This is a genomic window from Amycolatopsis sp. NPDC051371 (assembly GCF_040682155.1).
Classification (GTDB): Bacteria; Actinomycetota; Actinomycetes; order Mycobacteriales; family Pseudonocardiaceae; genus Amycolatopsis.
The window spans coordinates 34,086-46,984 of sequence record NZ_JBFBAG010000050.1; the positions used below are offsets into that span (position 1 = coordinate 34,086).

The 12,899-nt window shown below is 71.3% G+C and carries 13 protein-coding genes and 1 other RNA gene; 6 read left to right on the forward strand and 8 right to left on the reverse strand.

Annotated elements, in window-relative coordinates:
* Positions 1 to 11 precede the first annotated feature (11 nt).
* On the forward strand, positions 12 to 494 hold the full coding sequence (smpB, locus tag AB0M59_RS42675; RefSeq protein ID WP_155544589.1) for an SsrA-binding protein SmpB: 483 nt from the start codon (positions 12 to 14) through the stop codon (positions 492 to 494).
* Positions 491 to 1,387: an amidohydrolase family protein gene (locus AB0M59_RS42680; protein ID WP_364627239.1), complete on the forward strand. Its 897-nt coding sequence runs from the start codon at positions 491 to 493 to the stop codon at positions 1,385 to 1,387. Before smpB ends, AB0M59_RS42680 begins: the two co-directional genes overlap by 4 nt.
* On the opposite strand, the gene AB0M59_RS42685 is transcribed toward AB0M59_RS42680, so the two are convergent.
* Both AB0M59_RS42685 and AB0M59_RS42690 read right to left on the reverse strand, forming a co-directional pair.
* Positions 1,377 to 2,699 carry an acyltransferase gene (locus AB0M59_RS42685; RefSeq protein ID WP_364627241.1) on the reverse strand — a complete coding sequence of 441 codons (1,323 nt, stop codon included), beginning with the start codon at positions 2,697 to 2,699 and terminating at the stop codon, positions 1,377 to 1,379. The genes AB0M59_RS42680 and AB0M59_RS42685 overlap by 11 nt on opposite strands.
* A gap of 99 nt (positions 2,700 to 2,798) precedes the next feature.
* Positions 2,799 to 3,023: a hypothetical protein gene (locus AB0M59_RS42690; RefSeq protein ID WP_364627243.1), complete on the reverse strand. Its 225-nt coding sequence runs from the start codon at positions 3,021 to 3,023 to the stop codon at positions 2,799 to 2,801.
* Positions 3,024 to 3,163: 140 nt separating this feature from the next.
* Here AB0M59_RS42690 and AB0M59_RS42695 point away from each other — a divergent pair, with 140 nt between their 5' ends.
* Positions 3,164 to 3,595: a heme-binding protein gene (locus AB0M59_RS42695; RefSeq protein ID WP_364627245.1), complete on the forward strand. Its 432-nt coding sequence runs from the start codon at positions 3,164 to 3,166 to the stop codon at positions 3,593 to 3,595.
* Here AB0M59_RS42695 and AB0M59_RS42700 read toward each other — a convergent pair.
* Genes AB0M59_RS42700 through AB0M59_RS42710 form a run of 3 tightly spaced genes read right to left on the reverse strand, consistent with a single transcriptional unit; the run spans position 3,580 to position 6,062 of the window.
* Complete coding sequence (locus AB0M59_RS42700; RefSeq protein WP_364627247.1) at positions 3,580 to 4,221, reverse strand: response regulator transcription factor; 642 nt, start codon at positions 4,219 to 4,221, stop codon at positions 3,580 to 3,582. The genes AB0M59_RS42695 and AB0M59_RS42700 overlap by 16 nt on opposite strands.
* A 39-nt stretch (positions 4,222 to 4,260) precedes the next feature.
* The gene (locus tag AB0M59_RS42705) at positions 4,261 to 5,391 is read right to left on the reverse strand and encodes a sensor histidine kinase (protein WP_364627249.1); all 1,131 of its coding nucleotides are present in this window, start codon (positions 5,389 to 5,391) and stop codon (positions 4,261 to 4,263) included.
* Entirely contained in the window at positions 5,388 to 6,062 is a 675-nt protein-coding gene (locus AB0M59_RS42710; protein WP_364627250.1) for a sensor domain-containing protein, read from the reverse strand. Before AB0M59_RS42710 ends, AB0M59_RS42705 begins: the two co-directional genes overlap by 4 nt.
* Before the next feature lie 159 nt (positions 6,063 to 6,221).
* Here AB0M59_RS42710 and ssrA point away from each other — a divergent pair.
* Positions 6,222 to 6,590: a transfer-messenger RNA gene (gene ssrA / locus AB0M59_RS42715) on the forward strand.
* Between the two features lie 905 nt (positions 6,591 to 7,495).
* Complete coding sequence (locus tag AB0M59_RS42720) at positions 7,496 to 7,705, forward strand: hypothetical protein (protein WP_364369526.1); 210 nt, start codon at positions 7,496 to 7,498, stop codon at positions 7,703 to 7,705.
* Here the strand turns inward: AB0M59_RS42720 and AB0M59_RS42725 are convergent, their stop codons facing one another.
* The 3 genes from AB0M59_RS42725 to AB0M59_RS42735 form a co-directional block, all read right to left on the reverse strand.
* On the reverse strand, positions 7,706 to 8,944 hold the full coding sequence (locus AB0M59_RS42725; protein ID WP_364627251.1) for a GGDEF domain-containing protein: 1,239 nt from the start codon (positions 8,942 to 8,944) through the stop codon (positions 7,706 to 7,708).
* Between the two features lie 139 nt (positions 8,945 to 9,083).
* Positions 9,084 to 10,301: an MFS transporter gene (locus AB0M59_RS42730; RefSeq protein ID WP_364627253.1), complete on the reverse strand. Its 1,218-nt coding sequence runs from the start codon at positions 10,299 to 10,301 to the stop codon at positions 9,084 to 9,086.
* A 97-nt stretch (positions 10,302 to 10,398) separates the two neighbouring features.
* Complete coding sequence (locus AB0M59_RS42735; RefSeq protein ID WP_364627255.1) at positions 10,399 to 11,181, reverse strand: IclR family transcriptional regulator; 783 nt, start codon at positions 11,179 to 11,181, stop codon at positions 10,399 to 10,401.
* 189 nt (positions 11,182 to 11,370) lie between these two features.
* On the opposite strand from AB0M59_RS42735, the gene hutH reads away from it, so the two are divergent.
* A complete protein-coding gene (gene hutH, locus AB0M59_RS42740) occupies positions 11,371 to 12,897 on the forward strand; it encodes a histidine ammonia-lyase (protein WP_364627257.1) in 1,527 nt (508 codons plus the stop codon).
* Positions 12,898 to 12,899 lie beyond the last annotated feature (2 nt).

The following is a 12,899-nucleotide window of genomic DNA, read 5'->3' on the forward strand; positions in this document are numbered from 1 at the left end:
AGAGTGGTCGTATGCCCAAGGAACGTGGCCAGAAGGTAATCGTGTCGAACCGCAAAGCGCGGCACGATTACTCCATCCTCGACACCTACGAGTGCGGTCTCGTGCTCGTCGGCACCGAGGTGAAGAGCCTGCGCGAGGGCAAGGCGTCCCTGGCGGACGCGTTCGCGACGGTCGACGACGGCGAAGTGTGGCTGCGCAACGTGCACATCCCGGAGTACACGCAGGGCACGTGGACCAACCACATGCCGCGGCGGACCCGGAAGCTGTTGCTGCACCGGCGGGAGATCGAAAAGCTCATCGGCAAGACCAAGGAGAGCGGGCTCTCCCTGGTGCCGCTGTCGATGTACTTCAAGGACGGCAAGGTCAAGGTCGAGATCGCGCTGGCGCAGGGCAAGAAGGCCTACGACAAGCGGCAGACGCTCGCCAAGCGCGACGCCGATCGCGACATCAGGAGGGCCATGGGCCGCGCGCTGAAGGGCCGGTTCACGGAGTGACGGCGGGCCCGGCCGATGACAGCGACGTCGCGCGCTGGACGGCGTCGCTGGGCCTGCCGGGCCTGGTCGACCTGCACGTCCACTTCCTGCCGAAACCGGTGATGGACAAGGTTTGGGCGTACTTCGACCGGGCTTCGACGCACTACGGCACCGACTGGCCGGTGCACTACCGGACGTCCGAGCAGGAGCGGCTGGACACCCTGCGCTCGCTGGGTGTGACGCGCTTCGCGCCGCTCGTCTACCCGCACAAGCCGGGGATGGCCGAGTGGCTGACTTCGTGGGCGCTGGAGTTCGCCGCGAACGTTCCGGACGCGGTACCGACCGGGACGTTCTACCCCGAGCCCGGCGCCGGGTCCGCTGTGGACGGTGCGCTGCGCGCCGGCGCCCGGGTGTTCAAGGCGCACGTGCAGGTGGGCGCGTACGACCCGCGCGACGAGCTGCTGAAGCCGGTGTGGGGCGCGCTGGCGGACGCGGGCGTCCCCGTCGTCGTCCACTGTGGACACGGTCCGTTGCGGGGCGACTTCACCGGGTTGTCGGTCTTCGGAGAGGTACTGGCGCGGTACCCGGACCTGACGGCGGTGCTCGCGCACTCGGCTATGCCGGAGTTCGGCGCCGCCTTCGAGCTGCTGGAGAAGTACCCGCGAGTGCACCTGGACACCACGATGGTCGGGGTCCCGTTCGCGGAGAAGATGTCGCCGCTGCCACCGGACTGGACCGCGCGGCTGGCCGCGTTCGCCGACCGCGTCGTGCTCGGCACGGACTTCCCGAACATCCCGTACTCCTACGCGACGCAGCTGCAGGCGATCGCCGGCTGGGCGGCCGACGATCGCCTGGGGGAGCCGTTCCTGCGGGCCGTCCTGCACGACACCCCGCTGCGGCTGCTCACCGCCTGAGGGCTGCCCGCTCGGAGACGTGCACCGCGCGGCCCAGCAGGTCGACCACCGGAACCTGCTTGCCCGCCAGGAGGAACCCGGCCGCCGCGAGGACCACCCACGGCACCGGGCCGTGCGCGATGCCGTCCGAGAGCGGCGCGAACCCGTGGGCGGCGAGGCCGAGCAGGCCCCCGGAGATCATCAGCCCGGCGGCGACCAGCTGCGGCACCTTCGCGGTGACCGCGGCGGTGTCCCGCTGCATCTCGAAGTGCGCGAACAACCGCAGCAGGCCCAGCAGCACCAGCCCGCACACCGCGAACCACGCGGGCGCCATGACGAGCCAGAGCAGCGTGCCCGGCGCCGGTGTTTCGTAGCCGAGGCCGTAGACCGTCACGCCCGCCACCACGATCAGCGCCGGCATGTGCCAGAGGTAGACGCTCATGAACCGCGCGCCGAGCCAGCCGAGCGCGGGTCCGACGCCGGGGCGTTCGGCGAACGCGTTGAGCTGGGGGCGGAAGGCGAGCAGCAGGCCGATCTGGCCGACGGCGAGGAAGGCGAGCAGCACGGTCGGCGGGCTCATGTTCGACACCGGCGCGCCCGGCATGCCGATCATGCTGGCCGGGTACGGGCCGAACGCGACCATCATCGCGGTGATGCCGAAGCCGGCGGCCGAGAGCGTCAGGGCGGCGCGGCGGGTGAGCGTGCCGAGGCGGCCTTCGACGTAGTGGAAGCCGAGCTGGTGGACCGCGACCCAGACGAAGATCGCGTTGGCGTAGCCGATGTAGCCGAGGTCGTTGAAGCGCGCGACGTCGACGAGGACCCCCGCGACCCCCATGACCAGCGGCACCTTCAGGCCCCAGCGCCGGTGCGCGGCGACCATCAGCGGTGTGAGGAGCACGACCAGGACGTAGACCGCGAGGAACCACAGCAGCTGCGCGGCGATCGCACTGGCGACCTGCAACGGCTGCGGCGGGATGCCGAGGCCGCGCAGGAAGTCCGGCATGACGAGCCAGACGGCCATCAGCGGCAGGACCGGCAGCATCAGGCGCTTGAGCCGCGCGCCGAGCCAGGTGCGCGTCGACTCCGCGCGGCGGAAGGAGATCAGGTTGGCCGCGCCGCCGGCGAAGAACACCAGGGGCATGACCTGGGACAGCCAGGTGACGACCCACCAGCCGGGCGTCGCGAGCGCGTTGCCCGTGGCGAGCCGGCCGTCGGAGTAGGAGAGCACCGGCATGACCCAGTGCTGGGCGATGACGGCGAGGATGGCCCCCGCCCGGACGACGTCGAGAAACCTGTCCCGGCCGCCTCGGGCGACCCCCTGGCTTGTCTGCATGCGCTAAGCCTGGCCGGTTCGACCTGCGGGAACAGCGGTGCTGACCGGCGTCTTCGGGGTCCTGTTCACCCCCGGTCGATGCGGGGGTTCTCCCTACCCCTACCGCAGGCCGTCGGGCTCCGGTTCGTGCTGCGTCGCTGTGACGCGGTACTCCCAGCCGCCCTCGGTGAGGCCGAGCTCGTAGCGGGTCTCGATCTTCGGGCCGCCGTGCAGGTGGATGTGCCGGATGACGGTGCCGGGCACAGGTTCGGCGTCGCCGAGCTCCTGGACGCGGCCGTCGAGCGGGCCGCCGAAGAAGCGGACGCAGGGGGCATCGTCGGTCATCTGCGCGCTCCTCTCCGGCGGGTCCGCTCATGGTAAGTGAGCGGTGTGGAGGGTGCCGCCCGCGGAACGGGTGACCCTATGTCCACTTTACGGGTCTTTCGGTCACCGTCTGTCCTTGCGGTGGCACTAAAGTGGCGTTCATGATCGAGTCACCCCGCCTTCCGGGTCTCACCTTGGCCGACGCCGACGAGCTGGTGGCGGCCGCGCTGGCGGCCGGAGCCGAGCGCGGGTTCCCGCCGCTGGCCGTCGCGGTGCTCGACGTCACCGGCGAAGTGATCACGTTGCGCCGCTCGGACGGCGGAATGCCGATGACCAGCCGGATCGCGGTGGCCAAGGCGCGCACCGCGCTGCTCACCTTGCGGCCGTCGGGCGGGATCGAGCTGCCGGGACCGATCGTCGACGGCATCCAGCACCTCTTCCACGGCGACTACGTCCCCTACGCCGGCGGGGTCCTCGTCACGGACGGAGACGTCGTCCTCGGAGCGGCCGGGGCTTCCGGTGCGCACGCGCGCGAAGACGAGCAGGCGGTACAGGTCGCCGTGGAACGGTGGCGGGCTCAGCGGCCCAGGTAGGTCAGCACCGCGCGGACGCGGCGGTGTTCCTCCGCGCTCGCTTCGAGGCCGAGCTTCGAGAAGATGTTGCCGATGTGCTTTTCCACCGCGCCGTGCGAAACGACGAGCGAGTTCGCGATCGCCGTGTTCGACAGGCCCTGGGCCATCAGCCCCAGCACCTCGGACTCGCGGGCGGTCAGCGCGTCGAGGGGGTTGCGGCGGCCGCGGGCCATCAGCTGGGCGATCACGTCCGGGTCGATCGCCGTGCCGCCGTTCGCGACCCGGCGGACCGCGTCCAGGAACTCGTCGACGTCGGCCACCCGCTCCTTCAGCAAGTAGCCCACACCGCCCGCGCCGCCGGAGAGCAGCTCCACCGCGTACGACTCCTCGACGTACTGCGAAAGCACCAGCACCGGCAGCCCCGGCACCTCCTTGCGCGCCGCCAAGGCTGCGCGCAGGCCTTCGTCGGTGAACGTCGGCGGCATCCGGACGTCCACGATCGCCAGGTCAGGGCGGTGTTCCTTCACCGCGCCGAGCAGGTCGTCGCCGTTGTCGACGGCCGCGGCCGTCTCGATGCCCTCGTCGGCGAGCAGGCGGATCACCCCGGCCCGCAACAGCACGGCGTCTTCGGCGATGACTACCCGCATCCGGCCCCCAAGCTCGTGGATGAACGGGGTCCAGCCTATTCACCACTGGCAGGGGAGGTCAGCCCGGATTACCGTCGGCCCGCCGACCGGGCTGACGACCGTGATCACGCCGTCGATCGTCGCGGCGCGGTCGGCCAGGCCGGCCAGCCCGCCGCCGGGACGCACCTCGGCGCCGCCGTGGCCGTTGTCGGTGATCTCGACGACCACGTGGTCGTCGGTCCGCCACACCTTCACGACCGCTTCGGACGCTCCGGAGTGCTTCGCGATGTTCGTCAGCGTCTCGCCGACGATGAAGTAGGCCGTCGTCTCCACCGCGGCCGGCGGCCGCGGCTCCACGGTCACCGTCACGTCCACCGGGATCGGCGACTTCGCCGCCTGCGCCGACAACGCCGCGTCCAGCCCCCGGTCGCCGAGCACCGCCGGGTAGATGCCGCGCGCCAAGTCCCGCAGCTCCGATACGGCGAGCTTCGCGTCCGAGTGCGCCTCGTCGATCAGCTCGCGCACCATGTCCGGGTCCTGGTCGAACTTCGACTTCGCCCGCCCGAGGCTCATCGCGACCGCGACCAGCCGCTGCTGCGCGCCGTCGTGGAGGTCACGCTCGATGCGTCGCCGCTCCGCCTCGGCCGCGTCGACACCCCGCGCCCGCGAAGCCTGCAGCCGGTCGGCCTTCTGCTCCAGCCGCACCGTGCGGTCCGGCCCCAGCAGCGCGATGCCCAGCTCGCCGTGCAGCCAGCCCAGCCACGGCGTCACCCAGATCGCCATCGGCAGCAGCACGATCGACGCGATGGCGATCCCGAGCTCCGCGCACGCCAGCGGGAACGCCGCCATCAGGTACGCCAGGTCACGCCACGTCGTCGGATCGCTCAGCCGCACCATCCAGCGCCGCAGCAGCGGCAGGCCCTCCTGCGAGCGCCGCTCCACCGGCGGCAGCGGCACCCGCAGCATCGTGCCCATCCACGCCCGCTCGCGGTCCGCCGACCAGCGGATGAAGCTCGTCGTCGCCAGCAGGATCGGGAACCCGACCCACACCACCGCGGTGCCGACCCCCACCGCGATCCCCGTCACGATCAGCACGAACTGCAAGAGCCGGAAGACGAAGCTCACGATCATGTACACGATCGTGCGAGCCGGGTTCGGCCGCGGGTGCTCCAGCCGTTGTGCCTCGGTCATCCCGCCACCAGGTTCTTCTCTTCCGCGTCTTCCCACCAGCGCTCCATCCGACGGCGCTGGGCCACGGTCGTCCCCAGCAGCCCGTTCGCCACGCGGACGTGCACCCCCGCCAGCGCCTTGGTCAGCGCCACCGACAACGCGATGAACAGCACCCCCAGCGCTGCCCACGGTAGCGCTTCCACCGTCGAATCCACGGCCAGCCACCGCACGTCGTACGACGGGAAGTAGTACGCGCCGTCCGGCAGCCACCGGAAGTAGATCGGCAGCCCGGCCAGCGCCAAGCTCGTCGACCAGAACGTCGTCACCAGCACGAACTCGATGATCCCGAGCGGGAACAGCAGGAAGAAGTAGGTCAGGTCCCGCCACGTCGACGGGTCCTTCAGCCGCCCCTTCCACCGCAGGCTCTGCTTGCCCGCGGGCAGCGGCAGGTAAGGGAGGTCGATGTAGTGGTCCAGCAGCGCGTAGACCCGCGCGCGCTCCATGCGGGCGGCCCCCCGGACGCCCAGCACGAGAAGCGCCAGCAGCCCCACGCCCACCCACACGACCGCGGTCCCCAGCCCGGCCGCCGCGAACGACGTCAGCACCACGAACGCCGCCACCCCCAGCGGCAGGTTCATCAGCAGGAACACCACCGACCCACCGAACGGCGGATCCCGCCTCTCGCTACCCATGACCGGGCTCCCTTCATCCCACGATGGACACCAGGATCGCCGTTCCGGCAGGTCGCCGACATGGTGTGCGCGGGCATCCTCGCGGTAGGGCTGGCCCTACCCACCTGGAGTAAAGAGCTGGCGCGACGCGTTATGATGTACAGGTTGTGTTCCCACCAAGGGGGTGAACGGTTTCGACTTTGGACGTTGATTCAGGAGAAGCGTGCCGGTGCAGGCGAGAGACCACCGTTAAGCGTCATCGCAACCAAATAAGCGCCGACTCCAGTCAGCGCGAGTACGCTCTCGCCGCCTGAGCGAGTGCGTCTCTGTCGGCCCGGGTTCGCCTCCGGCCCGGGTACCGGCATCAGCTAGGAGGCTCAGCGACTGTCCCGGCCACGGGGAACAGTCGTGAAGCAAACAGTGGCTGGGCTCGTCACCTCGGCTTGTTCGCGTGACCGAGGGGGCCAAGTAGAGACGTAGCGGACTGCGCACGGAGAAGCCCTGTTGATACGCCAGAGGACCCGGGTTCAATTCCCGGCACCTCCACGACGAGAAGGCCTACGCCCCTTCGGGGCTGGGCCTTCTCTTTGTTTCGTTCGTCTTCTCTGGGGGTCGAACCCCCAGACCCCCGCCAGGCGGGCTTCGCCCCCTGGACCCCCTCCCCGGGGGCTTCGCCCCGGGACCCTGCTTGGTCGGGGGCTTCGCCCCCTCTTTCCGGGGCTTCGCCCCTGGACCCCGCCCTTGGGGCTTCGCCCCTTGCCCCCTCCTCGGCTTCGCCCCGGGGCCCTTCTTGGCTCGGGCTTCGCCCTGCGCCTTTCTTAGGCCTTCGCCCCCGTGCTCCTTTTGTGCAGGTCTGGCCGGCCCTTCACCGGAGCGCCGCTTCGCCAGCGCACCGCCAGCGCTTCACCGCGGCGCTGGCGCCGGCGCTTCGCCGTAGCCGTCGCTTCACAAGCCGAGCCGACACGGGAACAGGCACCGACGAGTGCCCGGACCCCCGCACCCCGATCCGAAGCCAGAACACGGCCGGCAGCGCCGGGTCAAGGCATCTGTCCCGCCTTGATGCGGTGTTGTCGGCCGTAGTCACAATGACAGCTTCGGGGTGCCGGAAGGCCCTGAAGGAACAGCTCACCTCACACGTGACGTCCGCGCTGCCACTCCGCGAACTAGCACCGCTGCGCTCTACGCCCCAGCTGCTTGCGCATCGCACCCCGCGCCCGAACCCCCGCACACGCTCCGACCGGACCGTCGCTCCCCGCCGCCAGGGTCGCGCTCAACTGTGGGTTTACCTGGTCCTCCCTGCCTCTCGCTCGGTTGGGTGGGTGGGTTGTGGTGGGGCTTGACGGGGTGTGGTTGGGGCTTGTGATGGGGCCCACTTGTGGGTGAAATTTTTGTGAGTGTCATGCTTGAGGCCCGACCATGGCTCTGCACCCGCGGAGTCGGAAGTAGGTGGCCAGATGACCTGGGCCCGTTCCAACGGCAGCTCGACCGCCAATGATGAAGACAGCCGGATGGGAGTTATTCGGGCCGAGGAGGCCGTTCGGCTTGCCGAACAGAACGATCGGGCCGTCATTACCGTGGCTGGGCACTCGTCCAACGTCGGGGAGTGTGCCGAACTGCTTGCGATGCTCGGGTTGGATGCCGGGCGGCGGCACAAGATCGCCTGATCAGGCCAGGTCCGCTACGTGGACCACCTTGTTTCGACCTGTGGCTTTGGCGTGGTACAGCGCGGTATCCGCTGCGTCCAGCAGGCGCTGTAGCGAAGTTCCTGCCGTGGGGTAGACCGCCATGCCGATCGAGGTCGACAGGCCGGTGATCGTCAGCTGGCCCACCGGGACCTTCAGGGCCGTTATCGCCCGGCGGATGCGCTCTGCCACCGCTCCGATGTCCGGGTGAGTGATGCCCGGCAGCAGGACTACGAACTCTTCGCCGCCGAAGCGTCCTACCGCGTCGCCTCGGCCTCGGACCGCCGAGATGATCGCCTCCGCTACCGCCCGCAACACCGCGTCGCCCGCCAGGTAGCCGTAGGTGTCGTTCACCTGCTTGAAGTGGTCCAGGTCCAGCATCAGCAAGCCGAACGTCGAATGCTGACGCGCGGCCGCCGCCAGGGTTCGCTCGGCCAGGCCGTGCCAGCCGCTCGAGTTGTACAGGCCCGTCTTCTCGTCGCGGTGGGCCGCTACCTCCAGCTGCTTCACCAGCACCGTCCGGTGCAACAGCAGCAGCGGCGGGAGCACCAGCACCACCAGGCCCGGCAGCACCGCCAGGGCCACGGCGTTCAGCGCGCCCAGGCAGAGCGTCGCCACCTCCAGGCCGTTGTCCGACCAGGTGCCGAACAACGCCTCCGGTGTGCGGCCGATCTCGGGGCGGGCCGGGAGCACCAGCAGGGCGTTCACCGCGAAGAACGTCACTCCCGCCGCCGCGATCGCGAACGTCCCGGCCCAGCCGTGCGTGAAGGCCGAGCGCACGTCCGGGGCGCCCGAGACCCGCAGGACCGCCTGGGCCGCGTAGCACGAGAGCAGGATGATGGCCGCGTTGCTGACCGTCCTCGACACCGGCACCCGCTGCAGGCGGTACCAGCTGCGGACCGCCAGGTGCGCGTACAAGCCGCAGACCAGTACCGCCAGCAGCGACGGCGGCAGCAGCAGGACGCCGGCGAACGTCCAGACCGACGTCATGTTGATGTGCGGAGTCCCCGACACCCGGCGGCGGATGCGCTCGACCCGGCGGCCCGTCTCCGACTGGATCACGCCGAGGACCAGCAGCACCGCGAGGATCAGCAGCGTCCGGCGGTCCACCGCGACCGGGAACGGGCGCAGCGTCAGGACCACCGCCGCCGCTTCGCTCAGCAGGCAGTAGACGATCACCCGGGGCGCCTGGCGCCACAGCGTCCACCGCCGTGGAGCCACGAGGACGTCACGAAAACGTGGTACACCGCGCGGGGTTCCCGCGCCGGTCTGCATACTCATGGTGTCCGGCCGGTGACGGAGCCGGTACGGCCCGAGGTGCCGGAGGGAGGCGCGCCATGTGCGGACGCGACAACTGAGGTCATGGTTCCTCCAGCCCGACCCGGCGCCACGCCCTCGCGATCGGCACGGCCACCGCGGCACCCGCCGCCCCGGCCACGGCGATGGTGTGCGCCGGGCCCAGCACGTCGGCCAGCCCGCCCGCCGCGGCCGCGCCGATCCCCTGCACGGTGATCAGCCCCGCCGAGTTCACGCCGGCGCACTGCGCACGGTGCTCGTCGGGCACCCGCCGCATGAACGACACCGTGCCCTGGATGTTGTAGCCCGTGGCCAGCAGGCCGGACGCCGCCAGCAGCACCACCGACAGCACCAGCCCCGGCCGGAAGACGAACACGATCAGCGGTAGCCCGGCCGCGATCCCCAGCCAGCCCAGCACGCGGACCTGCACGCGCTCCGGAACCCACTTCCCGAACACGACGCCGCCGAGCACGCTGCCCGCCGGGTCCGCCGCCATGAGCAGCCCCACCAGCGCCGCGCCCGCGCCGATCCCGGCCGCGTACGGCGCGGCCAGCGCCTCCGGCACGACGTAGAACCCGGCCAGCCAGTTGAGCGCCACCAGAGTCCGCAATGCCGGGTCGCGCCAGATCAGCCGGATGCCCGCGGAGGTCGTCGACAGCCACGCCGGCCGGACCGCCTGCGCGACCGCCGCGCGTCGTCGCACACCCGCGACCAGGAAGATCGCCGAGAGCACGAAGGTCACCGCGTCCAGCGCCAGGGCCGCGGACGGCGCGAGCGCGGCGATCAGCAGCCCGCCACCGGCGAACCCGGCCAGCTGCGCGCCCTGGATCGTCACGTTCCGCAGGGCCATCCCGACCAGGTACCGCTCGCCTTCGAGCACTGTGGGCAGCAGCGCCTGCTGCGCCGCCTTGAACGGCCCGCCCAGCGCCGTCATCACCGCGACCAGCACGCACAGCACCCACAGCGGGACGCCGGGGATCGCGATGACGCCGACCAGCGCGGCGCGGGCCACGTCGGCCACGACCATGACGTCCCGGCGCGCCCACCGGTCCCCGGCGCCGGCCAGCAGGATCCCGCCGAGCAGCGACGGCACGTACGTCAGGGCGTAGGTCAGGCCGGTCAGGGCGGCCGAATTGGTGCGCTGGTAGACGAGGACCGCGAGCGCGACGCGGGCGAGCTGATCACCGCAGACGGACAGCAGCTCGGCGGCCCACATCGCGCGAAACTCGGCGACGGCCAGGACCGCGCCGAACCCCACCCTCGTCACCCGTGCGTCATCCATCGCCGGCGCCCCTCGAGACCGCTATCCGGCAACGGTAATAACCCAGCGGAGTGGAATCGAGCCGTTCGGTGACAGTTGCCCCGATCGCACCAGCGAGTCAGCCCGGGTGGCCGCCGATGCGGCTGGTCAGCTCGGCGGCCGTCGCCGCCACCTCGGCTGCCAGGTCCGGCCAGGTCTCCGCGCACGGGTCGGCCGTGCAGTGGTGGCGCAAGGTCACGCTGATCGCGGCCAGTGGGCGGGCGCCGTGGTCGAAGACCGGGGCCGCTACCGACGCGAACCCTTCCGTCACGTGGCCGTCCTCGATCGACCAGCCCAGGCGGCGCTCCGCCGTCAACGTCCGGCGTAGCTCGGCGAGGGTGTGCGGGCCGCGGCCGGTGCGGAGCACGAACGTCGACGCCGACGGGAACAGCGCCCGGACGTGCGGGGCCGGCAGGTGCCGCAGGATCGCGCGGCCGGACGCCGTCAGCTGGGCGGGCAGCCGGACGCCGACCTCGGTCACCAGCGTCTCCGGTCGGGCCGGGCGCTCCTTGATCAGGTAAAGCGACTCGTTGCCGTGCAGCACGCCCAGGTGCGCGGTGTGGCCGGCGCGGTCGACGAGCTTGCGCAGCAACGGCCCGGCCAGCCGCTCGAGGGGGTCGTGGCGGAGGTACGCCGAGCCGAGCTCGAACGCGGCGATGCCCAGGCCGTAGCGGCGTTCCGCGGGCAGGTGCACGACGAACCCGGCCGCCTCCAGCTCGCTGAGCAGGTGATACGTCGTCGAGCGGGGGAGACCCGACTCCCGGGCGATCGCCGCCGCGGTCACCGGACCCGGGCGCGTCGCCAGCAGGCTCAGCACCGCCAAGCCGCGGCGCAGCGCCGGAACCTCACTGCTCTCGCCCACCGCACCTCCCGAGCGCCCCAAGGCCACCTTGGTTGCGTTGAACGCACCGAAGGGCCCCTTGGGTGCGTTGAGCGCACCGAAGGCCACATTGGGGCGCTTCGGGCCAGGGTAACTCCGGAGTCTGGGATACCAGACAGAACCACCCGTTGAGGCATCCCACCAGCGGTAAGGACGATGTCCAATGAGCCCATGCCGGAAAAAGTGCTCCTGGGCCCGGAACCCCTGACCGCCGCCCAGGTCGTCGACGTCGTCCGCGGCCACGCGCCCGTCGGGCTCACGGACGCGGCCGAGAAGAACCTCGCCGCGACCCGCCAGCACATCGAGAACCTCGCCCACGCCGTCACGCCCACCTACGGCGTCTCGACCGGCTTCGGTGCGCTCGCCACCCGTCACATCCCCGTCGAGAGCCGGACTGCGCTGCAGCGCAGCCTGATCCGCTCGCACGCCGCCGGGGCCGGGCCGGCCGTCGAGACCGAGGTGGTCCGCGGGCTGATGCTGCTGCGGCTGCGGACCCTCGCCAGCGGCTACACCGGTGTTCGCCCGAGCACCGCGCAAACGCTTGCGGCCTTGCTCAACGCCGGCATCACGCCGATCGTGCACGAGTATGGTTCGCTCGGCTGCTCCGGCGACCTCGCGCCGCTGGCCGCCGTCGCGCTCGCGCTCATGGGTGAGGGCGAAGTCGAGTACCGCGGCGAAGTCGTCCCTGCAGGCGAAGCGCTGAAGCACGCCGGCATCGAGCCGGTCGTCCTCGCCGAGAAGGAGGGCCTCGCCCTCACCAACGGCACCGACGGCATGCTCGGCATGCTCTTGCTCGCCGCCGCCGACCTGCACCGGCTCTTCGACATCGCCGACCTCACCGCCGCGATGAGCGTCGAGGCGCTGCTCGGCACCGACCGCGCCTTCGCCGCCGACCTCCAGGCGCTGCGCCCGCACCCCGGGCAAGCCGAGTCCGCCGCCCGGATGTGGAAAGCGCTGCAGGGCTCGAAGATCGTCGAGAGCCACCGCGGCCCGGACTGCAACCGCGTCCAGGACGCCTACTCGCTGCGCTGCTCCCCGCAGGTCCACGGCGCCGCGCGCGACAGCCTGGCCCACGCGGAACTCGTCGGCGGGCGCGAACTGATGTCCGCTGTGGACAATCCCGTCGTCCTCGCCGACGGCCGCGTCGAGTCCAACGGCAACTTCCACGGCGCGCCCGTCGCGTACGTGCTGGACTTCCTGGCCATCCCGGTCGCGGACGTCGCGAGCATCGCCGAGCGCCGCACCGACCGGATGCTCGACAAGACGCGCTCGCACGGCCTGCCGCCGTTCCTCGCCGACGACCCGGGCGTCGACTCCGGCCACATGATCGCCCAGTACACGCAGGCCGCCGTGGTCAGCGAGCTCAAGCGGCTCGCCGTGCCCGCGTCCGTCGACTCCATCCCGAGCAGCGCCATGCAGGAGGACCACGTCTCCATGGGCTGGTCGGCCGCGCGAAAGCTGCGCAAGGCCGTCGACGGCCTGACCACCGTGCTGGCCATCGAGCTGCTGACGGCGGCCCGGGCGCTGGACTTCCGCGCGCCGCTCGAGCCGTCGCCGGTCACCGGGCGCGTCCGGGACCTGCTCCGCACGAAGGTCGCGGGCCCCGGCCCCGACCGCCACCTGGCGCCCGAGATCGCGGCCGCCGAAGAACTCGTCCGCTCCGGCGCCGTCCTCGACGCCGCCCGTCTGGAGGTCTGAGA

Coding starts and splice junctions, on each gene's coding strand:
- smpB (WP_155544589.1), top strand. CDS start 12: ATGCCCAAGGAACGTGGCCAGAAGGTAATCGTGTCGAACCGCAAAGCG.
- AB0M59_RS42685 (WP_364627241.1), bottom strand. CDS start 2,699: ATGCAGACAAGCCAGGGGGTCGCCCGAGGCGGCCGGGACAGGTTTCTC.
- AB0M59_RS42705 (WP_364627249.1), bottom strand. CDS start 5,391: ATGACCGAGGCACAACGGCTGGAGCACCCGCGGCCGAACCCGGCTCGC.
- AB0M59_RS42690 (WP_364627243.1), bottom strand. CDS start 3,023: ATGACCGACGATGCCCCCTGCGTCCGCTTCTTCGGCGGCCCGCTCGAC.
- AB0M59_RS42730 (WP_364627253.1), bottom strand. CDS start 10,301: ATGGATGACGCACGGGTGACGAGGGTGGGGTTCGGCGCGGTCCTGGCC.
- AB0M59_RS42720 (WP_364369526.1), top strand. CDS start 7,496: ATGACCTGGGCCCGTTCCAACGGCAGCTCGACCGCCAATGATGAAGAC.
- AB0M59_RS42700 (WP_364627247.1), bottom strand. CDS start 4,221: ATGCGGGTAGTCATCGCCGAAGACGCCGTGCTGTTGCGGGCCGGGGTG.
- hutH (WP_364627257.1), top strand. CDS start 11,371: ATGCCGGAAAAAGTGCTCCTGGGCCCGGAACCCCTGACCGCCGCCCAG.
- AB0M59_RS42695 (WP_364627245.1), top strand. CDS start 3,164: ATGATCGAGTCACCCCGCCTTCCGGGTCTCACCTTGGCCGACGCCGAC.
- AB0M59_RS42710 (WP_364627250.1), bottom strand. CDS start 6,062: ATGGGTAGCGAGAGGCGGGATCCGCCGTTCGGTGGGTCGGTGGTGTTC.